The organism is Labrenzia sp. THAF82 (assembly GCF_009363435.1).
In the GTDB taxonomy this organism is placed as follows: Bacteria; Pseudomonadota; Alphaproteobacteria; order Rhizobiales; family Stappiaceae; genus Roseibium; species Roseibium porphyridii.
In genome coordinates this window covers 3,122,538-3,148,180 of sequence record NZ_CP045354.1, presented here as the reverse complement: position 1 = coordinate 3,148,180, position 25,643 = coordinate 3,122,538, and the positions used below count along the sequence as shown (strand labels likewise).

Below are 25,643 nucleotides of genomic sequence, written 5' to 3'. Positions count from 1 at the left end.
GTTCGATCACGCATGTGCACCAATACGCTTGAGACCCTAATTTCATGCTAAGAAATTTGGCCAGAGCGGAGCGCTTGCCAATTCAAGAACATTCCCGTCCGGATCACGGAAATAGAGACTGTGGCCACCTGCAGGCCAGGTGACCTCACTTATGATAAGCGTGCCTGTTTCCTGCAAATAACGGCGCCAGGCGTCCATTTCGTCCGAAGCAATCTTGAAAGCGAAATGACCATGGCCGCTGGTGTCGTGACCTGGCACGGTCCCGCCCCTGGTTTCAACATCATCACCAGTGTGACCCCGGTGAAACACCAACAGTGTCTGAGCCGGGCCTGCGTCATAGGCATAAAGCCGCTCGCCGGCAACCATTCGCTTCAATCCAAGAACTTCGGAATAAAAGGCATGTGCCGCATCCATGTCGTCAACGTAGACTGCTGTCTCCAAAATTCCAGCTATCGCGGGTCTCTTCATCAACAACCACCCTTCCGGGACATTTAACACTGCACATTTCGACAGTAGAAATATTGACAGATAACAAGTATATTCAACCCAAAAACAACCGCAAGATGCAATTCACAAGAAAAAATAAACAATCAAATAAGATTATGTAACGAAATTCAATTGCAATTCACACAGCGTGCGTGACAAACTTTACTTAAACGGGACGGAATCAAGGGCAAGTTGCTCTTGCTTTGAATTCAAAAACATCGGGTCTGATATCCTTGTCGATCAGAAAACAAGTCAACTTCTTCACAATACTCTTCACCGGCATCAGCATATTAATAGCTTGGATAGCAACAGCACATGCGGCAATGACCGTTACCGTGCAAGGACCTGAATCTCCCGCCGACAAGCGATATGAATACGACCACGCAGTCATCGAACTGGCCTTGACCAAAACTCGGGCAAAATACGGTGACTTCAAAATCCAATACACGCCCGTCGGTCAAAACTCGAAGCGGGCCCTGATCGATGCTTCAAACAACAAATACGCAAATTTCATCATCAAGTTTTCAATGAACAATGATTTGCCGGACAGCCTGACCGCAATCCCCTTTCCCGTGGATCTTGGCGTCGTTGGGTATCGTGTCGCCTTTGTGTCCGAGAAAACCAAGTCGGCGCTTTCGAAAGTCAGGACGCTAGAAGACCTCAAGGAATTTGAGGTTCTTCAAGGGCTAGGCTGGCTCGATACACGAATTCTGGAACATCACGGCTTCCAGGTCAGGACAGGCGCGGAATACGAGGCCATGTTTTCAATGGTCGCGCTGGGTCGCTCGGATCTGTTTTTGCGCGGTGCAAATGAACTCCTCAACGAATGGCAGTCCCATCTCGAAATAGACGGCCTCGCGTATGATGAGGCTGTTTCTATCTACTATCCGCTGCCACGTTTTCTCGTGACATCAAGCGAAAACGAGGAACTGATCGCTCGGATACAGGAGGGATTGCATCTTGCTCACGAGGACGGGTCGTTGCTCAAACTCTGGGACCAAAAGTACCGGGCCAGCGTTGATTTCGCCAAGTTGGACAAACGCAGGATCTTCCGATTGAGCAACCCCTTTATCGAAGGGCTCGACCCGTCCTGGCAAAAGTTTGTGTACCAGGTCGGGCCAGACCTTACCCAATAGCTGTTTTTGAGCGCGCTTTTTGAGTGCGTGAACCACGCACCGTCAGACGACCGTCAGCTTGACATCGATATTGTTGCGGGTGGCGTTGGAATAGGGGCAAACCTGGTGCGCCTTCGCAACCAGATCTTCGGCAGCTTGCCGCTCCAGACCGGGCAGCGATACTTCCAATGCAACTTCAAGACCAAATCCGCCTTCTGAACGCGGACCTATACCCACCGTTGAGGTGATTGCGGTTTCGGCAGGGATCGCAATCTTGTCCTGCCCGCCGACAAACTTCATCGCGCCGATGAAACATGCGGCGTAGCCTGCGGCAAAAAGTTCTTCAGGATTGTTTCCCGCCCCCCCTGCACCGCCAAGCTCCTTCGGTGTTGCAAGCTTGACTTCGAAGGACCCGTTCAATGTCTTCGCGGATCCGTCACGTCCGCCTGTCGCCTGCGCTTTGGTTTCATAGAGAACTTCCACTGTCATCTGCTCGTACCTTTGATTAGCAAGACTTGAATATTAATATCGCAAACGTTTTAATCGTGCACGATATAATTTATGCACATATAGGCAATGACACATGTCGTCAACAGCTTGCGATCATATCGCGCACGATTTATAAACCGCACATGAACGAAACGACCGACCAGATGTCTCTTCTGGATGCAATCGGAATGACTGCAGCTGAAGAGACCAAAAAACCAAAAAAGAAAGCGCCTTCTTCCAAGAAAAAAGCGCAACCGAAAAACGCCAAAGAATCAAAAAAGAAACGCGAAGACATCGCGGAAAAGTCTGCAGGGCCTCAGCAGGAAAACAGCGAGAGCTCCCCGGCCCGCGACCTGCAAGAAACGGCCGGAAGCAACGGCCTGCCGCACACTTCTGACGAACCGACTCCTGTCGCAAACGATCCCATCAGAAGCGACCCAATCACGCTCGACAAATACATTTGCTTCGCGCTCTATTCGGCCAATCACGCCATGCACGGCGTCTACAAGTCACTGCTGAAGGAAATCGGACTTACATATCCGCAGTTTCTTGCAATGACGGTGCTCTGGGAAACCAACAATGTACCGGTCGGAGCCATCACAGCTAAACTTCAGCTTGACACCAACACGCTGACCCCGCTGCTGAAACGGCTTGAAGCCATGGGACTGGTCACCCGGACACGCAACGTCAAGGACGAACGTCAGGTCATTCTGAAATTGACGCGCAAGGGACGCGCTCTTGAGAAAAAAACCGAACATTTCGGTTCGTGCATTTTCGCGTCAACAGGCTTGAATCTTGAAGAAATAACAGATCTTCAGTCCAGGGTCATGAGGCTACGAGACAACTTGCGCGGCAATGACACAAGCTCCTGACATCTTTCAGGAAGTCTGCTCTCGGAATATCAGACAGGCTTTGTTGTCGGGCGCAACAAGGCCTGACAAATCGTTCGTATCAGAACGTCTTGAGCAACTCCCCTTTGCCAACCGCAATCCTGCGTCAGCAGTCCCCACATCTGAACACTGAAAGACGCCCACAAATACTCTGAGGCTTCCTTGGCGGACCAGGTCGGTTGCAAAGCCCTGTCTTGTTCCAGGGTTCGCGTGAGTTCAAGCAGCCATTCGCGCAGTTCCGACATCCGGTCCTCCCACGCAAGAGAAGCGTCTTCGTCGGTCGCTCTGAGGCGTATCAGATCGGTCGCAACGGGAAATATTTCCTGAACAAACTGGATCCAGACACTGATGGTTGCCTTCAGGCGTTCTTCAGGGTCCGCTGTCTTGAACGCAGAAAACAATTTCGCTTCGATATCAAGCCGCTCGTCAGCCCTGCGCACCAATGCCAGGATCAACCCACCTCTTGAGCCGAAGTGGTCGTAGACGGATTGACGGCTGATGTCTGAAGCCTTCGCTATTTCAGCAACCGAGACCTCTGCCCCCCTTTCTGAAATCAGAGTCCAGGCGCTGTCGAGAATTTCAGTGCGGGTTCTCTGCACCCTAGATTGACTTGACACGTGTAAAGTTTCCTGCAATTTGACACATGTAAAGTTATGGAGATTGCACATGAACGTCAACCAACAGGTAACTCAATTCACGTCCTGGTATGGATCGGGCAGCGACGGTGCTTGCCCAACCGAAAACCAATGGTCTCAACTCCTGGATAGGCCAGCCGATCACCCCGTCACCCTGATCAACTTCTTCAAATTACGGCCCAAAGCCAAATATTCCGAGGGCCAAACCGGGTCGACCGGTCAGGAGGCCTTTTCAGACTATGCTTCTGTCAGCATGCCGGCCATGGAGCGAGCTGGCGGGAACTTCCTATACGTTGGCCCCTATCAGGGAATGTTCATGGGTGAAGACGAAGACTGGGACCTGATCGCCATCGGGTCCTATCCGAACCTCGATGCGTTGATCGCGCTCTATTCCGACGAAACCTATCGCGGCGCATTTCACCACCGCACGGCCGCCTGCGAACGCCAGAAAGTCCTGGTATGCGGTGACTGAGAGAGAAAGGCTGCGCTCGAACGAACGCAGCCTTTTCTGCCGATCGCAACCCCGATTAAACAGCATGACTGAAGGCTAAAGCGGCAGCCCGAACCACAGCGCTGCAATCCCGAGAAAAGCAAAGAAGCCAACAACGTCCGTCACGGTGGTGACGAAAACGCTCGATGCAATTGCCGGGTCGACATTCATCCGGTCGAGTACAATCGGGATCAACAGGCCGGAAAGTCCGGCAAACAACATGTTTATGATGATTGCGCCGGCGATCACGATCCCCAGACCTGGACTGGCAAACCAGAGCCAGGCTGTGATGCCGATAAGCACAGCCAATGCCAATCCATTGACTGCGCTCACAAGGATTTCACGATTGAGAACGCGAAGAAGATTTCGGGCGCTGAGCTCCTGAGTGGCAATACCGCGCACCGCAACGGTCATGGTCTGCGTTCCGGCATTCCCACCCATGGATGCCACAATGGGCATCAGAACGGCAAGAGCAACCATGGCCTCGATCGTCTCTTCAAACAGTGCGATCACCACAGATGCCAGAACCGCGGTTCCAAGATTGACAACCAGCCAGGCGAGACGCGAGCGCGCAATGGTGACCACATCATCTGAGATTTCCTCATCGCCAACGCCCGCCAACGCTCGAAGGTCTTCTTCTGCCTCCTCCTGAATGACGTCGACAATGTCATCAACCGTCAGCACGCCGACCAGTCGGTCATTTTCATCCACCACTGCCGAGGAAACTAGATTGTAGCGCTCGAACCGCCTGGCAACTTCCTCCTGATCCTCGGTCGCAAGAACCGCCTGGCGACTCTCTTCCATGATCTCCGTCACCTTCCGCGCCCGCTTGGTCCGCAGGATCTTGTCCAGGTGAACTGACCCAAGCATTTTGAACGCCGGATCAACGACATAGATTTCATAAAAGCTGTCTGGAAGGTCCCGGGCTTCGCGCATGTAGTCGATGGTCTGACCGACGGTCCAGAACTGCGCCACCGCGATGAATTCGCTCTGCATGCGCCGTCCGGCACTGTCTTCGGGATAATCAAGCGCCTTTTTCAGCTGGGCTCTGTCGGCGTATGGCAGCTCTTCCAGAATTGCCGCCTGGTCGTCCTCATCGAGGTCTTCCAGAATGTAGACGGCATCGTCTGAATCGAGATCTTCCAGACCTTCCGCGATAACCTCGTGCGGCAGGTCTTCCAACACTTGCAGGCGCACGGCCTCGTCGGTCTCGGTCAGTGCCGTATAGTCGAATTCATCTCCGAGCAGTTGAATGAATTCCGCACGGTCATCGCCGTTCAGCGTCTCAAGCAGGTCGCCTGTATCGGCCTCGTGCAAGTCGCCTGCAAGCTGTCTCAGGCCATACGTATCATGCGCCTTGATGGCGGCTTCGACAGCAACGATGAAGTCAGGATTGAGGCGTTCTTCCTCGTCGCGAACGGGAATGACAGGATCGGGCGTGGTTCGAACGTCAAGCTCAGCTGCTTCACTCATCCGGCGCCTCCCACTCCTCAGACGAACTGCCCGCAACGCCCAGCGCCGCACTGTCGTCAAGAACTAGCGTCAGACGGCACAAAGCGCTACCGCAAAAACTCAGCCGGTCCACAGACTTGGATAGAACTTCCCAGGCCGCTCGGCGAGAAAAGACATTTTCAGCAGCAGGTCTTAACAGCCTTAAAAGCCACGGCAGTTCTTGCCTCTCGCAACCTCTCTGAGGGTCTCCAGATAACCTCGCGCCCTTGTCGGCAAAATGTCTTCATCATCTGAAATACAACGCTCTGCCCGACTGAATGCGCGTCGCGCCCTTTCCGTTTTCAAACACACACGCCCTTCAGCCAGAACTTCCTGCTCCACATACCAGAGTTGCTGACACGTCATCGCACCGAAACGCCCTGGATTGGTCGAGAGGCTTTGAGCAATCGCTGTTGATCCTTCCGCGAGGCCTGTCAGCAAGATCAGCCAAAGTGTCAGAGATCGCCGCATCCGCTTTGAGTGCATTTAAGCTTCTTCTTTCAAAGACAATGGACCTGGGAAGGTGGTTGGACACCCAAGCTTAGTTTTCATCGCATTCGGACGGACGGGTATCCATTGTCCACTCCCCAACCGGCAGCGCTTTCAAACTCGTTCGAAAGGTCTTGTTATTCAGCTCGCCTTTGCCGGTCAGCAAATTGACATCGCAAATGCCGTTACTGTCCGGATCAAGCGTATCGTAATAGGTATAGGTGTATCCGGCGACCAGAAACCGACCCTTGCGATAGGCTATGGTCAGGATCTGTTCCCAACGATTGCGCCCTATTGAAATGTTTTCCGAATAGACCTTGAGAGCACCTTTCTCGGTCGCCTCGATCCAGGGTTCTTGGCCGATACCACCCCGCCAGACAATGTCCTTTGCATAGACGTTTTGTGTCCAACCGTCTCCCGCATCCGTAAATATGTAGAGATCAGCTCCCTCTTCACTGTCTGCCAGCACCGCCTTGTAGCGATAGATGTCGCCGTCAACGGGAGCGGTCACCATGCCTGAAACGGCGCTGGGTGCTATCGTCTTTGTCTCGGCACCAACATGCTTGGAGAAGGCTAATGAGGAAACAGCAACAATAAGAGAAAGAACTGTTCCAGAAACAGATTTGAACATAACGGCCTCCTAAAAAAGTGTTTTTAAGTGACCTTGACGGCCCAGTGAAGAGAGAAGCTCGACACGAGCAAGCCTGTCACCAAAACCGGGCAAGAATGTAGCTGCGATGGTCATTCGCCACAATGCGTCTTTGAAGGCAGACAACCCGTTCACATTGACGGCAAAGCGCGGCATCGCATCAGGACCAAAACCTTGTCACTCCTGGTAGGCAGGCTTGGCTCCGGCTTTTCGCCTCAGCAAGGCTCTAAACTCACTGCCGAGATCATTTGCGATATCCTGTGGTGATTGGCCGAATTCCGAGACCAACGAGACACCTGCGCCTGCATTGAGAAGCAGCTCAACCGCAACAATGTTTCTCTTATGCAAGGCGATATGGAGCGGCGTCTCCGACATGTCTCCGACCGCATTGACGTCAGCGCCTGCCTCAATCAGCCTTTCAATGCCATAGTTGTTGCCACGTCGAGCCAACACATGAAGAGGCGTATCCCCATCGGCATCGCGGCTATCGACCGTCACGGGCGCAACGCCAAGCTCGGCGGGGAAAAGCGTATCGGAACATGACGCCAGGATTTCATCCAGCGACTGCCTCCGTTTCAATTTCTTGCCCACAGAACACACCTCATTGTCATGGCCCTTCTTATGCCATAAGCGGGCAATCCTTTTCACAACGTGAATCTTGTGATCGCATTTCTATCGAACTGACGCGTGTTTTTGAGCTCGCCCTTGCCGGTCTTTCGCCGCAGGACTGCACTCCGGTGGAGGTCTCAGCTTGCTCAATTGCGTTGACCCGCACAAATGTCGTTCAGGGGAACTTCTGAGCGTAAGTTGGCACTGCACAGAGGAAAGCCGCCCCATTCATGCCGTCAGCGTGGCGGAATACCCTTTCCTTCACCGGCCTTTGTGACGCCATCGATCAGAATGAACATGATCGTACACGGCTCCGTGCCGCGGTTCGCCCAGGCGTGATTGGTTCCACGTTGTACAACCACATCACCGGCCTTGAGATGAACATCCTCTTTTTCTTCATCCATCAACATCCAGATCTCACCGGACAGAACGATCCCATAGTCCACTGAATCGGTGCGGTGCATCCATGGATGACGCCCTCCTTGCACGACATTGGCACCCGCCCCCATCTCCGCAAAGGCAGCAGCACCATCCTCGCTAGAGAGCTTTGCCATCACCTCAGGGTCTTCCGGCATGAATTCGACACAGCGAAAAACCGTGCCATCCTTGGGAGGATGCAAAATGAACGGTCCCGTGCATGTCTCGGTCCGTCCGTCATATTCGGCCGGGGTCTGATCGGTCAGCCAGAAATTTGTGAGACGTACACCCGGGCGGTTTGGCCGCTCAAGGACCTGGGTTGCGATCTCATCGCTCTCGACAATGGCGGTGCCGTTGGCATCATGTCCGGTGACAACGCGCCGAAACTCTCTGTGCTGCATCAGGTTCTCTTTGGATTTGAGGTTGCAGATTGAGTGCGGTCTATTGCGACAACCGCAAGGAACAATAGAATTCCGATGACTGCGCTGAGCCACCCCTGGAACAAAAGGCAGAGTCCTGCAGCAGCGGCCAAAGCGCGAGCTGATGCTGACAATGGCCGGCTGAGTGTTCCAATGATGGCAACCGCAATAGCGAAGGTGCCGATTGCAGCAGTGACGACTGCGGCTGCATTGGCAACCAAGGACGCGTTCATCAAAAGCCCGGGGCCATAAACAAACGCAAACGGCAGAACAAAGGAGGTCGCCGCGTAGCTTGCCGCAGTCCAGCCAACCTTGTTGACATCTGCTCCGGCAATGCCTCCTGCCACATAGGAAGCAAGGGCCACAGGCGGTGTAATGGTTGAGATGCATCCATAGTAAAACACAAAGAAATGCGCTGTTAGGACGGGCACGCCCAGTTTCACAAGGGCTGGCGCGACAACTGTTGCCAGGATCAGGTAAGCCGCCGTGGTCGGCAACCCCATCCCGAGAATGATGGACGTCACCATGGTGAAGAACAACGCCAGAAGAAGATAACCGCCGGAAGCCAGATCGATCAGCGTGGCGATCTTCGATCCAAGCCCTGTCACACCAAGGACACCGGCAATGATCCCCGCGGCTGCACAGGCGGCTGAAATAGTGACCACCGAGCGTGCGCCTTCGGAAATGGAAGTGACGATTTTCCAGGCAAATTCCATGTCGATTTTACGATTGCGAACGACGTCACCGACAATCAGGACCAGCATCGCCCAGAGAGAGGCCATGAACGGCGAATAACCCATCAGCATCATCGTGATCAGTGTGCCAAAGGCCGCTATGAACGGCGCTCCCTTCAGCAACGCCCTCGATAGCGGCTCTTCGCTTGTTGTTGTGCTCGTGTTCGGCGCGATCCCGGATTTTACTGCCTGCAGGTGAACGACCACGAAGGCTGATCCAAAGAACAAAAGTGCCGGCAAGATCGCAGCTGCCATCACAGAGGTGTATGGCACGCCCACGATCTCGGCCATGATGAACGCCGCCGCTCCCATCACCGGTGGCATGATCTGCCCCCCTGTAGAGGCAACAGCTTCGATCGAGGCAGCCTGATGAGGCGCATAGCCTTCGCGCTTCATGATCGGGATCGTCACGGTTCCCGTAACCGCAACATTGCCCGCAGCCGACCCGCTGACCATGCCGATAAGCGTCGAGAACAAAACAGCAGCTTTGGCGGACGCAGCTCGAAGGCCGCGCGTGCTGCGCACCGACAATTGAAAGAAGAAGTCGCCCGCGCCAAAATTCGACAGGAGCGCCCCAAATATCGTGAAGACGATGATATAGGTCGCGGCCACACCGACCGGAATACCATAAATACCGGCAGTATCTGTCGTCAGGACTACAACGATCCGTTCCAACGTTGAGCCACGTCCTTCCAGCACTCCCGGTAAATAAGGCGCGGCAAAAGGGTAGAGAAAGAAAACGAATGTGATTGCGGCCAGGATCAGCCCGATCCCGCGCCGGGCAGCCTCAAAGACGATGATAAGCAGCACCACACCGGCAGCAAAATCGGTGTCGGTGGTTATTCCACCACTGAACGCAATCGCTTTCCAGCGCATCAACATCCAAACGCTTGCCCCGACCGCCGCAGCAACCAACAGGACGGTCAAGACGGCATTGACCTTTGTTCCTGCCAGTTTCTGGCTCGCCGGTTTGATGACGAACAACAGTGAAAGCGCAAGCATCACATGCGTCACGCGCATCGGCATGGTCGAGATTGCAATCACGCCCGACACGACGAGTAGATGATAAGCGCCAAGCGCAAAGCCAGCGGCAAAGACGCCGTTTTGCACGGTCAAATAGCGGGATAGCCAAGTCAAAGCTGGATCCTGACCGGTTGGGGGCGCATCCCCCCAACCATCGGTGGGTGACTACTTGCTGTCGAAATACGCCTTGGCGCCCGGATGCAGCGGGATCGCCAAGTTCAACGACATCGCCGGATCGATCTGACGCGCGTTGGCGTTTTCTGCTTTCAGTTCATCAAGGTTCTCGAAAATTGCCGAGGTCACTGCCTGAACGGTCGCAGCATCCATGTCATTGGGGGCAATCAGCATGTTGTTCACCCCGATCACAGTGCCAGGCTCAGCTGTGCCATAAACATCGGCTGGCACTTCAACAGCAACAAATGCTCCATTTGCTTCAAGCGCCTTGTCCAGCATTCCTTCAGAGAAAGAAATGAACCGGAGATCTGCGCCAGCTGTTGCCTGCATCACCGCGCCTGCCGGAAATCCGGAAAGTGCCAGCGTGGCATCCACCGTGCCATCGGTGAGCTGGCTGAAACCGTCAGAATAGGAGACGAAGCTGGGCGTGATGTCATCGATGGACATGCCATGCAGAGGGAACAGAAAGTTCACAAATCCTAGCGTCCCGCCACCGGCCGGACCAACTGCAACGCGCTTGCCCTTCAGGTCCTCAAGCGTCTGGATGTCGCTGTCGGCAAGTACCATCATGTGCAACACGGACGGATGGAGTGCAGCCACGGCGCCAATATCTATCGGTCCAGCCGCCTTGTAAGGTCCAGCCCCTTTTGTCGCAAGCACCGCAAGATTGTTGTTCGTGATAGCAATTTCGACCTCACCCGAAGCGATCAGATTGGGGTTCTGCACCGAACCGCCGGTCACGATCGGAACCATCGAAATCCCCTCGCCCGCATGCTTGTTGACGACATTGGAGATGCTTTGTCCCATGGGGTAAAACGCGCCACCCAGCGACGCAGTGCCAATGCGCAACTCTTCCGCAACCGCTGCAGAACTGATCAGCGAAACCGCGGCAACAGCCACGAATGTCTTCAGTGATTTGATCATGAAATCCTCCCTGGTACCGAAACCATTATTACGGTATTTTAGCAAGTAATTCAAAAAAATCGATATTATAATCTTTTTTCATAAAAAGAAGGTTTTCAGATCATTCTGGCTTCCGAACATTCACGCCAATGCGTGCAAATCAAATTGGGTACTCGTGCCGCAGATTGGTTGAGAGAGATGGCATGTTTTCAAGGCATGACCGAGAACACAGAAGTTTCCGCTGAGATCCCATCAATCGGCGGTTCCGAGAAACCTGCTCGCACGCTGGCGTCATTCAAAACCTTGTTCACTCCATCGCAACGGCTGTGCTTCACCAACCGTCACACATTGACTGGCAAATGTCTGAACAATGCTTTTGAGAGACCCGGTCTGAAAATGGCGTGCGCCTTGCCTGCAACCGGCACAAAAACCAAAAAGGCGCCCCGAAGGACGCCTATTCATCAATCAGTAGTCTGATTGTCTTTGGTGCGGTCGAGAAGACTCGAATAAAACAAAAAGCGCTTTAATTTCAATGACCGCACCAGACAGACAGGAGAGATGTTATGTCTTTTGTTATGTCTTTTGTTATGTCATCGCTTAAAATCAAAAGTCTTGCATACCCTTTCACATACCTAACGATTTTGTTTCTCACTGCATGCTCGACGGCAACGACAGAAAAAACAAACGACATCCCACCTGAATTTCAGGACGGTAAACCGCTCGACCTGACAAAACTTGGTCAGCAATAGGACGTGCTGCACTTTATCGGCTAGCCTTAAGGTATGAGCCGGAATCAGAGCTTTGACCCTATATCCATTGCATGGGCGCGGGAGAATTGCAGGAGCATAGAATTGCACTGCATTTCCTGCGCCTATGTCGAGGATGTCGGCTTTGAGGGATTTGAAGATTGGGAAAAGGTCATAGACCTTCCAAAGCGTCGGCCACATTGGCGGTGCCCACGTTGCGGAATGTCAGTGATCGAAGCGCGACCCGTCTATCCCTACCGAAACCATAGAGAGCTGTATTTGGGCCTCACCAAAAAAAGCGAATAGTGAGCACGTTCTCTATTCACCTTCAGCTTCGCACTCAAATCTGGGATTAGTTGGCCGCTCCAACTCTCGTAGCATAACTTGATCAGCGCGTAATATGTCGCCTACCTGATCAAACAACACGGAACACATCCCCCAAAGCGCAATAGTTTGTGGTCGACTAAACCGGCCAACCCTCAAGTACCTCGAAGGCATGAAGTTAGGATCAGCTAACTTCAAAACTTCAAAGTCAAGCGCTTCCATTTCAAGCCCCAACTCCTGAGCCCGTTTTGCAATGTCGGTAAGACTGTGACCCAGCCTTCTTAGATCTTTTGCTGCGCAACCTTTATGAACTAAAAAGGATTTCAAAAAGAGTTCAATCGCGTGATAATACGCAAAGTTAACCGGCCCATCCGGGTGTGTAACCTTAAGTTCGGCGATCTCAAGCGCGACCGCCGAAGCCCAATATGAATGGGCGAAATTGTACCATCCTAGTGCGCTTGCTCCGTCAATCTTATTCAACTGACCGATCCGCTCCTTATTCATCTTTCATTTTTTCAACAAGATCCGCCCGAACATAAGTAAAGACACCGCTGCTCGGCACCGAAGGAAAAACATCATAGCCGTCCTCACCGTAGCACCTTGATACGGATATTTCCTTCGGTGCCGTTGCGCATTCCTCACAAAACTCCACACCGTCCAAGACGGAGGCCTCGCAATATTTGCAGGTGCCGGTTATCTTGGAATGTCCAGATTCCACTTTTTCGTAGTCTTTCAACGAAATCGGCACGGTCCGCTCCTCAGCTGGCAATTTTCATAAGAAGAGGAATGGCCTGAAAAAGTGTTCCCAGGCCGACAAACACCAGACCCCAACCCGTCAATTTTGAAGTCGATAAGAGGCTCTGAACCATTGGTGACTTTAGATTCACGTCGTCACTCTCATCGGCCCATTTCGCAACGCCAACATTCAGCGCCTCACCCTTCGACATAAATGAACCAATAGAAGCGACGGCAGCTCCGCACAACGTTGTAATGAGACCAGTTAACGTGAACCAGTCAGCAGCATTTTCAGACATCTTCACCTCCTCAGCACTGTTCCGATTTTTGAAACTCGCCACACCTGTCGTCGTGACATTTGTCAATCGTTTGCGGAAAGCGCCGACAAAGCCCGGTCTGATGTCTCTGACCGTTTTCACACACCCAGAAGCTTCCGGTATTTGGGAGATAGAAATGACAGTTTCCGCATTCCTCTTTCACGGCCTCGCCTCCTATTGAGTGATTGTTGAATTTCAAAGCGATTTGCAGGATAGGCAGGCCGCTACACCTGCTAGACACCCCTCGGGTTCAGCTCCTCCGGCTTATCTGACCGGCGCTGGGGTCGCTGTCATGCAAGACCTTGGTAATGAGGATTCCGCACCACGTGGCCTTTGTAGATTGGCGCCTCATATCGCTTTCAAGCACTCGCTGCGTGTCTTGAGCTTTCCACGCCGCTATCCTGCAAATCGCTCCTTATGAGTCACTAACTATTTTGTCGAACCGCTGCAATCGGCAACGCCAACCGAATAACCCGTAATGAGGCTTGTACCCGTAGCGCTCAGAGAAAAGCGGGCGACACCAAGGTGCTTTCAAAAGCAGTATCCAAGGGCCAAAGCGCAGGGCGGCACTCCCATGCTCGCCAAACAGACCAGGGAGATAATAGATCTGCATGTCCGCTCCCTATGAGTCACGCTTAAATTCGAGTATCTGCGCACCAGTGCCGAGCGACATGCTCTTTTCGGCTTGGCAGCAGCCAGCTTTCTGACACTCCCAGAGGGCGCACGTCAGAACCTCAGGACGAAGGCAGGGTTTCTCATGACGTCGGCCAAACCGACGCCAGACCACCTCATTCCAATCAACCGCTTTCATCCTGATCGGCTCCTTATGAGTCACAAACTTTTATTGGATCTGGTATCGAGTACCGCGCAGCGAAATCAGCCATCGCCTTGATATGGGCATCTCTGATTGCGCGAGCTTCTGCTTGAACCGCCTTCGATGCGCGGTGAGCTGCTGCTGTAGCAGATTGATCGTCGCTCTTAAGGTGCCTGCGCAGATCCGCTTCAAGGTTTTCCTGCATACTCAGATAGGTCTTTTCAGCTTCGTCAGACAGCCAACGCATTGAAATCGCTCCTCTATGTTCGCTTCATTTTTCCGGCGTCTTGAAGCTCAGCAGCCCAATTGCGGCGAAGCGTTTGATTAGTGATCCCATACTTCTTTGCAATGGCGTTCATACTCATTGCCGGATCTGCACAGTCAGCGATGATAGCCTCGGCTTTGTTCGGCTCTTTGGTCTCCCAAAGCTCTCGCTTGGTGATCGCGCCAACCTGTTTTCCCGCTGCCTTAGCCGCGGCAACTCCGCGTTTTGTCCGCTCTGAGGCAAGCTCGCTTTCCATCTGTGCAAACACTGCCTGCATTCGAAAAAACATGCGCCCATTGGCACTTGTCAGGTCAATCGGTTGATACAGGCAGACCAATTCAATTTTCCGCTCTTCCAGCCAGGTCACGAACTGCTCAAGCTCGACTAGATTTCTGCCAAGTCTGTCAAACCGGGTCACTACCAATGTGTCGCCAGGAGCAAGGCTCTTTCGCAGCCACTCAAATTGGCGACGCTTCATATTCTTGCCCGACTGCTTTTCTTTGAAAATGTATGTGCAGCCGTGTTTTTCCAACGCCTGAATCTGATGACGCAAGTCTTGATCGTCAGTGCTGACGCGAGCGTATCCGTAGACCCGCGTTTCATATGGATATTCGCCCAATAGACAAACTTTCACACAATTTCTGAAGTGTTTTTACCTTTAATTGTTGACGTAGATAGAGTCAAGTGTTAAGAATTAATTAATGACATAGTTTTGAGTCAAAGTCTGAGGCTTAGAAAATGGCCGATCAGCAAGTGATCTGGGCGGAAAAGCAGTACGCCCTAGAGATTGCGAGATTGAAGAAAATGCGGCTGCTTCTTGATGAGCAAATCGCCGCTTTGATCGAGCTTCAGAAACAGCTCAAACAATCACAAGGATGAGGCCCGTCATGAGGATTGAAAGATCATCGCCGCAGCGCACCAGGAAACCATTCCGTTGCCCCAAGGCAATCCTTAGCCACCCCGCTGTTGAGGCGTGTGAAGACGGTGACGCTGAAGGATTTGATTACAAATATCACGTCTGGCTCAAAGAGGGTTTTGAGTACAGCAACGGACGGATGGCGGGCGGTAGAACCGGAAACTTTCAGACCGTGAAGGACTTCCTTTTCGCTGCTCCAAGGCAAGTACCAAATTGAGGCCCCTGACCGATGGCAAAGCAAAGAAAACATCAGGTGATATTGACGCTCAGCTTCGACAAACCGGTTAGCGCTGCTATCGCAAAATCTGAAGCTCGGAACCAGTTCAAAGGCGGCGAGTACTTCATTGCCCAAATGGATCCTAGTGACGCGGGACTGTTCAAAGTTATAGGCGTCAAATCCGCCCCACTCAATTCCGAACAATGAGGCCCGTCATGAGGATTGAAAGATCATCGCCGCAGCGCACCAGGAAACCATTCCGTTGCCCCAAGGCAATCCTTAGCCACCCCGCTGTTGAGGCGTGTGAAGACGGTGACGCTGAAGGATTTGATTACAAATATCACGTCTGGCTCAAAGAGGGTTTTGAGTACAGCAACGGACGGATGGCGGGCGGTAGAACCGGAAACTTTCAGACCGTGAAGGACTTCCTTTTCGCTGCTCCAAGGCAAGTACCAAATTGAGGCCCCTGACCGATGGCAAAGCAAAGAAAACATCAGGTGATATTGACGCTCAGCTTCGACAAACCGGTTAGCGCTGCTATCGCAAAATCTGAAGCTCGGAACCAGTTCAAAGGCGGCGAGTACTTCATTGCCCAAATGGATCCTAGTGACGCGGGACTGTTCAAAGTTATAGGCGTCAAATCCGCCCCACTCAATTCCGAACAATGAGGCCCCTGACATGACTTGGGACAGCAGATACAGGCGACTCGAAGAGGGCGAAATAATCAGGGCAACCGACGAATGCCTGACCGATGATGAATGGCAGGAAGACGGAGGCCAGTGTGCAGGCAAAAAAGCACCAGACCCTCTCTACACCTCACACCGTCAATATCGCCGCCTGAAAGACTGGCGAGACATTTAACCAGGAAGGCCCCTTGATTTAGGGACCATTGCCCAAAGACTGCTTGATTTCGGCCGCCAATCGCGTCGGCATAGTTTCTAACTTTGCGGTCAGTTTCTCGATGGCATCCACCAACCGACTTTCAACTTCCTTCAAATGATCGACAGACGCATATTCACGCGCCACGGATAACTTGTAATCAGTGAAGTCCGCACGAAGCACCTTCACTTCCTGCAACACCTCTTCTTTGACACGGCTGATACGGTCGTGAAGTTTATTCTCTGCGTCCCGCTGTTGCCGTGCCTGAGCCCTGTCTCGGGCCAGAACTCCGCCTACGGCGGCGACAGCTGTTAGCGCTATCCCAATGAGCCAAACGTCGCCAGAATCCACACCGCTCATTGACAGCCCGCGTCCTTAGCGCACTGACTGTTGTGAGCCGCGACTTGCCGAGCAAAAGGCAAGTCGTTCTTCAGGACATGTTTTCGTGTGGATGCGTTTGGTGTGAGTTTGGAATAACCAGTACCATCACTCACATTCCCCGTCGTCTCGCACGCTACCACCAAGAAGGCCGCACAGCTCAGGAATATCCATGTCGCTAATTTCTGCATCTGTCTCAGCCCTTTCTTTGAGCTGGTTTATTGTGGTTTGAAGGGTTTTGCGCCGCTCGTAAGAGATGCCATCAAAACGACCTTTCCAATAGACACCGCTCGTGAGAACCAGACCCGCAATCACGCTGATCGCAAGTAGCTGGAGCTTGCCAAGGCCGAACATCAGTCAGAGTCCTTGAAGTGCTGCACGGCCAGATACGCCCCAACCAGTGCGGCGATGACAAATGCAATTGCGAATGCCCATTGGATAGGTCCCGTTCCGCTCAGGATTGCACCAAGGCCAGAGAAGGCACCTAGACCCTTCGTGATCGCGTCGGGCGTCTTCCAGGCTTTCCAACCGCTTTTGTCTTCTGGCTTGGCCTTCGGAACCGGAACAATCTCTTCGCTGTCATAGTCGGTGACCGGGTAGTCCATCACAAACTGCTTCGACTTCATGCGAACATCAGAAACTCTGCGTGACCAACCGTTCTTATATCGTCTCCAGACCCGGAGACGCTTCATGAAGGCCAAGCGGCGGTCACAGATTTCGTCAATGATCTCGGACGAGGACTTCCCGCAAGTTGCCACTGCCTTTACTGTGGCGGGTCCAATCACACCATCGGCAATCGCCCCAACGACTCGCTGCAACTCCTTGGACGCCCTCCCCGGCCCCGAATTCACCGAATAGTCATAGATGCAATAGTCAACACCCATTGGAAGGTCATCACCGCGCACGGTGTCCCAGTATTGGGCCTTGTAGATGCGAATCGCCTCGTCTCGTGTGAGGTTCTTCATATCGTCCGCCTCAACATGCCCCGAACGGTTGGCAATTAGAGTTGGAGCTGCGATGCCGTAGTTCGTGCCGATGAGACGGCCAACACCGGCCTTGCCACTTGACCAGTTCCCCGGATCGTGACGGTCACCAGAGTACCCGCCTTCATGGGCAAGTAGCAGCGGTTTCACCCGCTCGAATGTAGCAAGTGCCATGTTTCACCTATTCCGGCATGTCTTTACCGGTTCTCTAGTGTGGGTGGGTAGTAACTGCAGTAGAGGTCAGTGCGCTGGACGGTCATCAGTCTCTAGAGCAGCAAGCTTGAGCGCCAGAAGCTCTGTGTAGGAAACAAAAAACGAGCCGCCCTCTTCGCGGACCAGACCATATTCAAGAGCGTCCAGGCCAAAACTGGCGAACGCCTCCATGACGGCCTGTGCGCTGACACCGAAGTGGGTCTTGCCGTCATCATCTATCCATCGGTAAGACCTGAAAGAAATCTTCTTTGCAGCAGCAATTACAGCAGATTGTTCGCCCAATGGCCGCGCATCGAAGTCTTTAAGCCGCTCGTCAGATGTTTGGATCGTACCATTCGTTGCATAAACAGCGGTCCAAAGCCGATTGGAGGACCCGCAACTCATTTCATTGGAAAACACAGGACGCATATAGCTGGTGGTTATGTCGACGGTTGGATGGTCGACACCTGATGAGTCCTTGGCAAGAAGGCGCATGATGGTCGAGTTCAGCGTCGTATCACCAGCAAGGATTTTGTATCCGCCGACGATACCAGCACCAGGGCCCGAGGTATCGGCCGAGTAGACAACATGCCCCCCGACAACCGTATCACCTGCGACCCAACTGCTTCCTCCGCGAGCTGAATAGACAGTGTGCACATACTCCGCCATGCCAAGCGCAGGCCCGTCTTGGTAGACAATGACGTTGCTCTGCGCGACCGGAATCGCATTGTTCTGCACACTGTTGTTTGTGTAGAGGACACGGATCAGGGCATTGTTGTCGCCGCCGATGATTGTAGCGGCGGCAGAGCCCGTCAGATCGAACGTGTTTGCAATGAGAGATAAATCTTTCGCCCCGGACACGACACCTTCAAGATAGATTGGCGAGAAACCATCCAACCCCGGCTGCTGAAATGTGTTGCCTACAAAGGAAATATTTGTCGTGGCTGCATCGCCGTCTATTCTGATAGACCCTTGGTGCGTTGGACCGAACACGTTTCCAGTAAAAGCAATGTTTTTGATGCCGATAGTTTCCGGTGTCATGTAGACGCAGTGATTTGGCTGATTACCCTCGCCACCTTCATTTAGACCGCCCATGACATTACCGGATATTGCGCTATTCCGGCTGCCGTCGTTGATCCGCATTGTATAGACATAGTCACTCAGATTGCAGATGTTGCCACTGATTGCACCATCGACAAGCACACCTCGAAAAATGCACCCCCCCAGATCTCCGAGATTCCCGGACACAACGACGCTGCGGATGTTCTGAGGATTTTCCGTGCCTTCATTCGTGACCCAATTGTCGCAATCATGAAACAGGTTATTGGTAATCACGTAAGACCGACCAGCGGTGATTGTCGTATCATTACCGGCGCCGTTCGGTGTCCAGCTTGCAGGCCAATCTAGTACAACCCCGAATGTGGCCGTCGAGAACTGACAATCCTTCACATGCAAGCCACGCCCGATCATCTTGATGCATGTCGAAAAATTGACTATGGAGACGCCGATCACGCGATGGTCCCGATCCGAAGAAGAGCCCGCCGAACGGTCGAAATGAATCGCCTCTGCAGTGATCTGCGCAGCCGAGTAAATATAGATATTTTCGAATATGGTTCCCGTTGATGTGCAATTGAGCGCGATGCCAATGCTGGGATTATCGACCAAGATTGCACCTTGCCGAACAGCAAACCCTTGCAGCGTTGTCAGTGCCGCAGAAAAGATCTTTGACTTGCTAACTGCGACTTGAATTGTGTCGGTGATCCGATAGATACCGCCGGTCAGATCGATGAAACGGCCAGATGTGATGCAGTCCTGAAGTGCTACCGTGTCATCGTTAACCCCATCCCCAATCGCACCATACATCTTTGGCGTGGTGATGCGCTCATCTATTTCCCACCAACCACCATTTGTGGCGTCCGTGCCGCCGTCAGTGAGATATCTATCAGCAGACCTGAATTTACCAGGGTGACTCGGCTCGGCGTCGACTCTCTTGTACAAAGCCCCGCCACCATCACCAGCCGCAGTGTAACCGTGAGTTAGTACGGAAAGTACGCTCGAACGAACTTCATTATTCTCAACGTCAACCTTTGAGTTGTAGCGGTCAAGCGTCCCCGTCTCGACGGATTTTAGATAGGCTCTCAATTGAGACTTTAAGGGCTTGTGTGGACCCGACCCACTATCCCCCTGTGTGATATGATCACGCAATATTACGTCGATGTCATAGTTAGAAGTAGACATTGCCACATCCGTTAAATTGTGGAGGAACTCGTCTCAGCTATCGAAAGCTCAACATGACCAGCAGTTAACTGGTCGTGCGATCGATCGCCGGATTTGGCTCATAGGGGGATTGCAGCCCCGACGCCGTTACGGCCTTGACTTGGAACTGGTACCTTGTTGTAGCCGCAAGTGGGATATCGATTGCCGTTACACCCGGCTCCATGGTCGCGTATGCATAGTTGCCGTAAGTCTGAGGAATATCTTCGTTGTCCACACGATAGCGAACGACATGGTAATTGGCATTTGACTGACCTGAGATCGAGCACGTCGCAGTCGCATCGGTCACCGATACCGCAAGCGTCGGCGCATCCGGCGTCAGATCATTGTCAGGGTCGGGCTGCACTTCGGGCGGCGCAACACCTTCCGTCGTTTCGTCATAGGTGACTTCGGCCTGCGTCAGTGCGATCGCGGCGAACTCGACACCATTAACAACCCCTTCCTGATCAAAGGTCATGACAGGGTCGCCGACTATTTCAAAGCTGCTGTCTATGTCGCCATAGCGAACGCTGATATAGCGTTCGCCGAGGATCGCAAGACCGTAGATATTCGTGCGCACTTCCAGGCTGGTCGGCGTGTTGATCCGCCCCGCACCGATCTTTTGCAGGTGACGGCATTGGCCGTGATCTGCGGCCATGATGAAATCGAGCGACTTAACTTTGCGGCCAAGCTCCGCAAAACTGGCGTGCTCATATTCGATCGCGTCTTGCTCGATATAGCCATGCGCGGGTGACAGGTACCGGCTTTTGATCACCGTCGCCTGATCGGCCTCATACTTGCCTTCGGTACGTTTGAGCTTCGTGATGTGGTCGCCGGTCAACGTGACCGTCGGCTCGATCCACCCACCAAGCGCAAGGCCGATCTTGCCGTTTGATGTCAGAACCAGGCGCGTGTCACAACTTTCGAACATGCGCTGCAAGGTGGCTGCTGGCGTCTCCCCGTAATTGTTCCAGCCGTGCAGTTCCCACTGCGCCCGCGTCGTCGCTTCCGGCCCATCAACTTGAACATCCGCAAGGTTGGCTTGCGCCTTGAACCCGTAAGTTTCGTGATCATCGTCTATGAACTCGACGGGGATGTTGTGACCATTTTCGAGTGGCCCCGCTGTCAGCTGATCGCGGATGACAAGCGCCGCGTTCGCAGAATAGGCGGTTGAGGCATCGCGCGGATCATAGACCGTTGAATATTCGGCGACCGCACTGATTTCAGTCCGAATGCCATTCGGGATCATGTTGAACGTATTGTTGTCGCACAGGAACCGCGCCAGGATCATTGCGGTTCCCAACCCGCGCCAGTCGCTGTCAACTTCGCCGCCGAATTCGCTGGTCAGCTCTGAAAACGCCGTCTGGCTGTCTGTGCCAAGCCGATAAGCAAATTTGGCTTTGCCTGAATATTGCGACGTGGTGACATTCAGGCTGCCATCAACTTGAACTTCCGATCCGTCAATGTACCAGTTGGTAATGGCATTGACCGGACCATCGGCAACAGCAACAACCATCGACATGTTGTTGCCGCTCTGCCCCGGAAAAACTGTTGTGTTGGCCTTGACTGACTGGAAGACCAGATGACCACCGCCCCGCAACTTGCCCCAGCCTTTGCGCCGATACCCGACGGCCGCGCGCGATATCTGGGTTTGAGACGACGGCAGAGCGGCAGGCGCAACACTTGGCTGAGACGTACGCCCGAAGGCCAAAGAGGCAACGCCAAGCCCGAGTGACACCAGCGTGCCAACACCGCCTATCGCCGTGATGAACCCGCCAATGGCAAAGCCGATAGACGCACCAGTCGCATAAGCCCCACCTGCCGCCAATCCGGCAAGAGACAGCGCGCCGCCGACACCGGCCGCAGCAGAAAGGCCGCCGACAAAAGCGCCGACAGCAGCAACAACAGGAGGCATTCTAGAAAGTCCAGGCTCTCAAAAGGCGCGCGCTGCGCACAGGGAATTTGCCTTGTGGTCCGAGCACCCACCAAAGGCCGCTTTTCATGATCGCGCCGACCGCCACACCATCAATCGCAACGCACCCGACATCGCCATCACGTGGCGCACGTGTGCGTTTCATACCTGCGCGCTTCAATCCCTTGTCCATGATTTGCGGAACCCCGCCACATTCTTCGACGAAAGACAACGCCTCGGCTTCGGACTGGTACCGCCCGCGCCATTCCGCAACGGGATCAATTCCCGTTTGCGCCCAGACCCAACCACCTGGGAAAGCGCAACAGTCATTGCGGACATAGTCGCAAGGGGCTGCTTGCGCGAAATAGTCGTCAAGTGTTGTCACTAGACCAGCTGAATTGTCTTGCCGCGCGCCAGGATCGGCACATAGTTGAACATCTTGTCATTCGATGACGGATAACGACCCTTTTGGTCGGCCTGCGTGTAACGTCCGAATCCGGCTTCCGATCGTTGACTGAAGAGACTTTCCACCATCAGGTTCAAAGTGTAGTTCGGCTGACCTTGCGCCGTTGCGCCTTCCTGATCAGATTGAACACCGCGCATGACGTAAATCTGCGAAAGCACGGCCGGACCAACCAGCGTCAGATCATCGGCCGTCAGCAGCATGAAATGCTCGATGATATAGCGGCCGAACACTTCCGCCTTTTCATCCCAGATCATTTCTTCGATCTCGCCAGGCAGACCCCGGATCTGAAACAATCCGGTTTCATTTTCCGCCTTGCCCGAGAATGAGAAATCCGGCGCTGTCAGCTGACCACGCAAACCCTGATAGGTGTTGTCATCATGCAGCTTGCGATCGACATTGCCGTTCCAGATGTAAAGCGTTTCGCTGGCAAACCTGACCTCCCAAGCACGCGCCGCACGGGCTTTCTGCGTGGCCAAAACCGCAATCTGCTCTTCGTTGTAAATACCCATCCGCTACACCGTCAGCTGATCGTCGGGGATGTGTCTTCGATGAACTCAATCGTCGGGAACGCCCACTGATTGAATTGCCAGGAAACAGACAAAACGGACGGATCAATCAACCGGCATTTGACGGCCGGAAAGACGAAATCGACTTCATCACGCGGCAAAACGTCAGTTCGCAACTCCGGTGCAATCAGGAGCGTGGCTTCACTGTCTGTCTGGTCGTCGACGACCGATCGAACCTGATATTGATGCAAGCCAATAGAAAACACGTGACCGGTCTGGATTGTCCCGCACGCAATTTTGGTAACCGTCAACTGTGCAGCGCCAGCAGCAGCAAAGGTTTTGACAACCACATGCGTACCGGATGACAGCCATTCCGAACCATCGGAAAACGTCGCGTCATCAGAAAACGGGACGTCTTCCGGCTCCGACGCCTTGGGATAGAACCCGTTGTGATAGTAAGGCACCATGACCGGCAGCGCCCGGCCAAGCACCTGGCCTTCAATGGCGATGAAACTGTCGCGGTACCTGTGAACCGGCGTTTCCACGAACCGCGGTTTCCAGATCCCGAAACCCGGCACACCGCCATTGTTCAACCGGCCTGACAGCGACAGCTGATTGCCGCCTGCCGATTGTGGCGTCAAACCACGATCGAAATGCCGCGCTGGCAGAAGACAGCGTGGCCAATCCAGATACGTCGTCAGCGTCATCAGGTGCCCTTATTCACTTGATTGCGCTGCTGGTACGATGAGAAGTTTCGCGACATGTCATTCGCGGCCATAGCATAGCCGGTTGCCGCTGCTTGCTGAGCCTTGCCATCGACGATGACGTCAAACATGTCGGACGGCACCACCTTGACGATGGTTGTTGTCGACCCGCCAGCCTTTGACATCGGCACGACATTCGCCGGCCCCTTGATCAGCTCCGGTCCGGCCTCCCCAGCAATGCCGTATTTGCCCGCGCCCAGATGACCGCCATCAGCAAAGAACCCGCCAAACAGCTTTCCGACACCACCAAGCAGCCCGCCGCCACCGCCGCCGAACTTCCCGGCAAGAGGACCCTGACCAAAAAAGGCTGCTTGCGCACTGGCTTCGATCAGCGTTGAAAGAAAACGGTCGAGCGCTGCGTTACCTGTATTTATCTGACTGGTGATCGTTCCAAAGGCCGTCATTGCCTGCCCTTGAAAGAACTGCGTCGCCTCCGTCAGCGCGCGCTGCGAACTTTCCGCACTTTCGATTTCGGTTACGAGAGCACGAATCTGTTCTTTCTGCGCATCGGTCGCACCAGCACCAGCGCGCGCAATTTCGTTCATCAACCGTTGCTCTACAGCGGTCCGCCCTATCGCGTCCCTTTCAAGCTCCAATGCCGCAATGAGGCGCTTTACGGAATCCGCTTGCCGGTCCTCGACATTGCGGCCACTTCCACCTGTCGGAACCACAGTGAAATTGCGTACAGCGGGTTTGCGTCCCGGTACGCGCGGCGGCCTCTCCGTAGCCTCGCCGTCTTTTTGGTCGACGGGTAAAAGCGAAGGGTCAACGTTCGCAAGACCTGCAGGGCTGGTCTTCAGCGCGTTCACTTTACTGATCAGCTTGTCGAGCTTTTCCTCCGCCTCCGCAGTGTCAAAACCAATCTTCTCGTTGTGAGGGATTTTGTCTTTAAGGATGTCAACGTTGTGCTGCAGCCCTTGAAGCGCGGACTCTGCAGCGCCCGCATCTCGCAAAACATCGATAGACGCTTTGACCTCAGCTTCACGACCTATGTTTTCGACACGATTTAGCCACTGAACAAAATCTGAGTTTTGGACCAGCGCAACGAGGTCAGAAATTCCCCGAGTCGCAGATAGAATGGCGCTCTTTGCGTTGATTTCAAAGTTTCGCCAGAGACCTGCAAAAGCATCGTCAATTCGCTCAGCTTCGCGGACAATGCTTTCATCCAAGACACCGCCTGCGTCGTCAGCCTTCTGCATAAGGATATCAAGCCCTACCGCTCCGTTTTTCAACCCATTGACGAAGCCTGCACCCTCGGTATCGAACGCCTTAAAAGCAAGCAAGAGCTGCTCTTGCTCCGAGCCCGCCCTATTAATCAGATCTGCGTAGTCTCTCAGTATTTCGATCTGAGAACGCATTGACCCGTCTTGATTGCGAAGCGCAAGGTTGTTCTGCCGCAAGATTTCGAACAGCTCTCCGCTGCCATTGGCGGCCTGTGCAACACGCCTGGCGAATCTTTGCAAGGCGGTATCGGTTTGATTGACGCCAACGCCCGTCAACTCTAAACCGTATCGCAGACGCTGAAGCGCGTCAGTCGTCAGATTTACTTTGTCCGCAACCTTGCCGAGCTTCGACGCTTCACCAACAACATCCCGAACGATGCCAGGCAAACTTGCAATTCCACCACCGATCAACACACCGGAAAAACCGCCAGCGAATGCGGCTGCAAGTCCACGAGCGCTGTTGGCGGCTGCTTTCATGTCGCGGTTAAACGAACGCAAGGGCTTTCTCGCGTTGTTAAAGGACTTCTTGGACGATCGCTCAATCTGATTGATCTTACGCAGAACATCCTTGTTCTGCGCCTCCATCAAAAGCACCAGTTTTTCAGTATTGTCTGCCATATCTTGCCTTTAGCCGTTCAACTTCGGCCCGCTCTTCTTCGGTAAAGCTGGATGTACCAACATCACTGTGCAGCTCATTGTGCCCTTCAATCGCCAGGAAGAACTCCACCAGGCTTGACGAC

At 53.5% G+C, this 25,643-nt stretch carries 29 protein-coding genes; 5 read left to right on the top strand and 24 right to left on the bottom strand.

What is annotated here, in order from left to right:
* Positions 1–42: 42 nt before the first annotated feature.
* Positions 43–468: a VOC family protein gene (locus FIV00_RS14875; protein ID WP_152501482.1), complete on the bottom strand. Its 426-nt coding sequence runs from the start codon at positions 466–468 to the stop codon at positions 43–45.
* Between the two features lie 341 nt (positions 469–809).
* Between FIV00_RS14875 and FIV00_RS14870 the strand changes: the two genes are divergently transcribed.
* Positions 810–1,622 carry a hypothetical protein gene (locus FIV00_RS14870; protein ID WP_152501481.1) on the top strand — a complete coding sequence of 271 codons (813 nt, stop codon included), beginning with the start codon at positions 810–812 and terminating at the stop codon, positions 1,620–1,622.
* Between the two features lie 42 nt (positions 1,623–1,664).
* Here the strand turns inward: FIV00_RS14870 and FIV00_RS14865 are convergent, their stop codons facing one another.
* Positions 1,665–2,090 (bottom strand): organic hydroperoxide resistance protein, encoded by a 426-nt coding sequence (locus FIV00_RS14865; RefSeq protein ID WP_152501480.1) that lies wholly within the window; start codon positions 2,088–2,090, stop codon positions 1,665–1,667.
* Positions 2,091–2,233: 143 nt separating this feature from the next.
* Here FIV00_RS14865 and FIV00_RS30290 point away from each other — a divergent pair, with 143 nt between their 5' ends.
* Complete coding sequence (locus FIV00_RS30290) at positions 2,234–2,962, top strand: MarR family winged helix-turn-helix transcriptional regulator (protein ID WP_152501479.1); 729 nt, start codon at positions 2,234–2,236, stop codon at positions 2,960–2,962.
* Positions 2,963–2,991: 29 nt separating this feature from the next.
* Here FIV00_RS30290 and FIV00_RS14855 read toward each other — a convergent pair whose 3' ends face one another.
* Entirely contained in the window at positions 2,992–3,597 is a 606-nt protein-coding gene (locus FIV00_RS14855; protein WP_173006001.1) for a TetR/AcrR family transcriptional regulator, read from the bottom strand.
* A gap of 49 nt (positions 3,598–3,646) precedes the next feature.
* Here FIV00_RS14855 and FIV00_RS14850 point away from each other — a divergent pair, with 49 nt between their 5' ends.
* On the top strand, positions 3,647–4,087 hold the full coding sequence (locus tag FIV00_RS14850) for a DUF1330 domain-containing protein (protein ID WP_152501477.1): 441 nt from the start codon (positions 3,647–3,649) through the stop codon (positions 4,085–4,087).
* A 75-nt stretch (positions 4,088–4,162) separates the two neighbouring features.
* Here the strand turns inward: FIV00_RS14850 and mgtE are convergent, their stop codons facing one another.
* The 12 genes from mgtE to FIV00_RS14790 all read right to left on the bottom strand — a co-directional run bounded on the left by mgtE (position 4,163) and on the right by FIV00_RS14790 (position 14,848).
* Positions 4,163–5,578 (bottom strand): magnesium transporter, encoded by a 1,416-nt coding sequence (mgtE, locus tag FIV00_RS14845; protein WP_152501476.1) that lies wholly within the window; start codon positions 5,576–5,578, stop codon positions 4,163–4,165.
* A gap of 180 nt (positions 5,579–5,758) precedes the next feature.
* On the bottom strand, positions 5,759–6,082 hold the full coding sequence (locus FIV00_RS14840) for a hypothetical protein (protein ID WP_152501475.1): 324 nt from the start codon (positions 6,080–6,082) through the stop codon (positions 5,759–5,761).
* A gap of 55 nt (positions 6,083–6,137) precedes the next feature.
* On the bottom strand, positions 6,138–6,716 hold the full coding sequence (locus tag FIV00_RS14835; RefSeq protein ID WP_152501474.1) for a hypothetical protein: 579 nt from the start codon (positions 6,714–6,716) through the stop codon (positions 6,138–6,140).
* Positions 6,717–6,911: 195 nt separating this feature from the next.
* Complete coding sequence (locus tag FIV00_RS14830; protein ID WP_209006934.1) at positions 6,912–7,325, bottom strand: ankyrin repeat domain-containing protein; 414 nt, start codon at positions 7,323–7,325, stop codon at positions 6,912–6,914.
* Positions 7,326–7,579: 254 nt separating this feature from the next.
* Positions 7,580–8,161 (bottom strand): cupin domain-containing protein, encoded by a 582-nt coding sequence (locus FIV00_RS14825; RefSeq protein WP_152501473.1) that lies wholly within the window; start codon positions 8,159–8,161, stop codon positions 7,580–7,582.
* Complete coding sequence (locus tag FIV00_RS14820; RefSeq protein ID WP_209006933.1) at positions 8,161–10,050, bottom strand: TRAP transporter fused permease subunit; 1,890 nt, start codon at positions 10,048–10,050, stop codon at positions 8,161–8,163. The genes FIV00_RS14825 and FIV00_RS14820 overlap by 1 nt, the downstream gene beginning before the upstream one ends.
* Positions 10,051–10,101: 51 nt before the next feature.
* Positions 10,102–11,034 carry a TAXI family TRAP transporter solute-binding subunit gene (locus FIV00_RS14815; protein ID WP_152501472.1) on the bottom strand — a complete coding sequence of 311 codons (933 nt, stop codon included), beginning with the start codon at positions 11,032–11,034 and terminating at the stop codon, positions 10,102–10,104.
* Positions 11,035–12,077: 1,043 nt separating this feature from the next.
* Positions 12,078–12,587, bottom strand: a complete 510-nt coding sequence (locus FIV00_RS14810; RefSeq protein ID WP_152501471.1) for a hypothetical protein — start codon at positions 12,585–12,587, stop codon at positions 12,078–12,080.
* Positions 12,580–12,831, bottom strand: coding sequence for a hypothetical protein (locus tag FIV00_RS14805; RefSeq protein WP_152501470.1), 252 nt, complete (start codon positions 12,829–12,831; stop codon positions 12,580–12,582). Before FIV00_RS14805 ends, FIV00_RS14810 begins: the two co-directional genes overlap by 8 nt.
* Before the next feature lie 10 nt (positions 12,832–12,841).
* Entirely contained in the window at positions 12,842–13,117 is a 276-nt protein-coding gene (locus tag FIV00_RS14800; RefSeq protein ID WP_152501469.1) for a hypothetical protein, read from the bottom strand.
* A gap of 842 nt (positions 13,118–13,959) precedes the next feature.
* Entirely contained in the window at positions 13,960–14,196 is a 237-nt protein-coding gene (locus FIV00_RS14795; protein WP_152501468.1) for a hypothetical protein, read from the bottom strand.
* A gap of 13 nt (positions 14,197–14,209) precedes the next feature.
* Positions 14,210–14,848, bottom strand: coding sequence for a recombinase family protein (locus FIV00_RS14790; protein WP_152501467.1), 639 nt, complete (start codon positions 14,846–14,848; stop codon positions 14,210–14,212).
* 104 nt (positions 14,849–14,952) lie between these two features.
* On the opposite strand from FIV00_RS14790, the gene FIV00_RS29815 reads away from it, so the two are divergent.
* Together FIV00_RS29815 and FIV00_RS14785 are read left to right on the top strand one after the other, a co-directional pair.
* A complete protein-coding gene (locus tag FIV00_RS29815; RefSeq protein WP_173005998.1) occupies positions 14,953–15,093 on the top strand; it encodes a hypothetical protein in 141 nt (46 codons plus the stop codon).
* 932 nt (positions 15,094–16,025) lie between these two features.
* A complete protein-coding gene (locus FIV00_RS14785; RefSeq protein ID WP_152501466.1) occupies positions 16,026–16,208 on the top strand; it encodes a hypothetical protein in 183 nt (60 codons plus the stop codon).
* An 18-nt stretch (positions 16,209–16,226) separates the two neighbouring features.
* Here FIV00_RS14785 and FIV00_RS14780 read toward each other — a convergent pair whose 3' ends face one another.
* The 9 genes from FIV00_RS14780 to FIV00_RS14740 form a co-directional block, all read right to left on the bottom strand.
* Positions 16,227–16,586 (bottom strand): hypothetical protein, encoded by a 360-nt coding sequence (locus FIV00_RS14780; protein ID WP_152501465.1) that lies wholly within the window; start codon positions 16,584–16,586, stop codon positions 16,227–16,229.
* A 126-nt stretch (positions 16,587–16,712) separates the two neighbouring features.
* A complete protein-coding gene (locus FIV00_RS14775; RefSeq protein ID WP_152501464.1) occupies positions 16,713–16,958 on the bottom strand; it encodes a hypothetical protein in 246 nt (81 codons plus the stop codon).
* Positions 16,958–17,761, bottom strand: a complete 804-nt coding sequence (locus FIV00_RS14770) for a glycoside hydrolase family 108 protein (protein WP_152501463.1) — start codon at positions 17,759–17,761, stop codon at positions 16,958–16,960. Before FIV00_RS14770 ends, FIV00_RS14775 begins: the two co-directional genes overlap by 1 nt.
* A gap of 66 nt (positions 17,762–17,827) precedes the next feature.
* On the bottom strand, positions 17,828–20,017 hold the full coding sequence (locus tag FIV00_RS14765; RefSeq protein ID WP_152501462.1) for a tail fiber domain-containing protein: 2,190 nt from the start codon (positions 20,015–20,017) through the stop codon (positions 17,828–17,830).
* A 64-nt stretch (positions 20,018–20,081) separates the two neighbouring features.
* The gene (locus tag FIV00_RS14760; RefSeq protein ID WP_152501461.1) at positions 20,082–21,947 is read right to left on the bottom strand and encodes a hypothetical protein; all 1,866 of its coding nucleotides are present in this window, start codon (positions 21,945–21,947) and stop codon (positions 20,082–20,084) included.
* Between the two features lies 1 nt (position 21,948).
* A complete protein-coding gene (locus FIV00_RS14755) occupies positions 21,949–22,329 on the bottom strand; it encodes a hypothetical protein (protein WP_152501460.1) in 381 nt (126 codons plus the stop codon).
* Positions 22,329–22,919 (bottom strand): hypothetical protein, encoded by a 591-nt coding sequence (locus FIV00_RS14750; protein WP_152501459.1) that lies wholly within the window; start codon positions 22,917–22,919, stop codon positions 22,329–22,331. The genes FIV00_RS14755 and FIV00_RS14750 overlap by 1 nt, the downstream gene beginning before the upstream one ends.
* Before the next feature lie 11 nt (positions 22,920–22,930).
* Positions 22,931–23,623 carry a hypothetical protein gene (locus FIV00_RS14745; protein WP_152501458.1) on the bottom strand — a complete coding sequence of 231 codons (693 nt, stop codon included), beginning with the start codon at positions 23,621–23,623 and terminating at the stop codon, positions 22,931–22,933.
* Positions 23,623–25,521 (bottom strand): hypothetical protein, encoded by a 1,899-nt coding sequence (locus FIV00_RS14740; RefSeq protein WP_152501457.1) that lies wholly within the window; start codon positions 25,519–25,521, stop codon positions 23,623–23,625. Before FIV00_RS14740 ends, FIV00_RS14745 begins: the two co-directional genes overlap by 1 nt.
* Between the last annotated feature and the right edge of the window lie 122 nt (positions 25,522–25,643).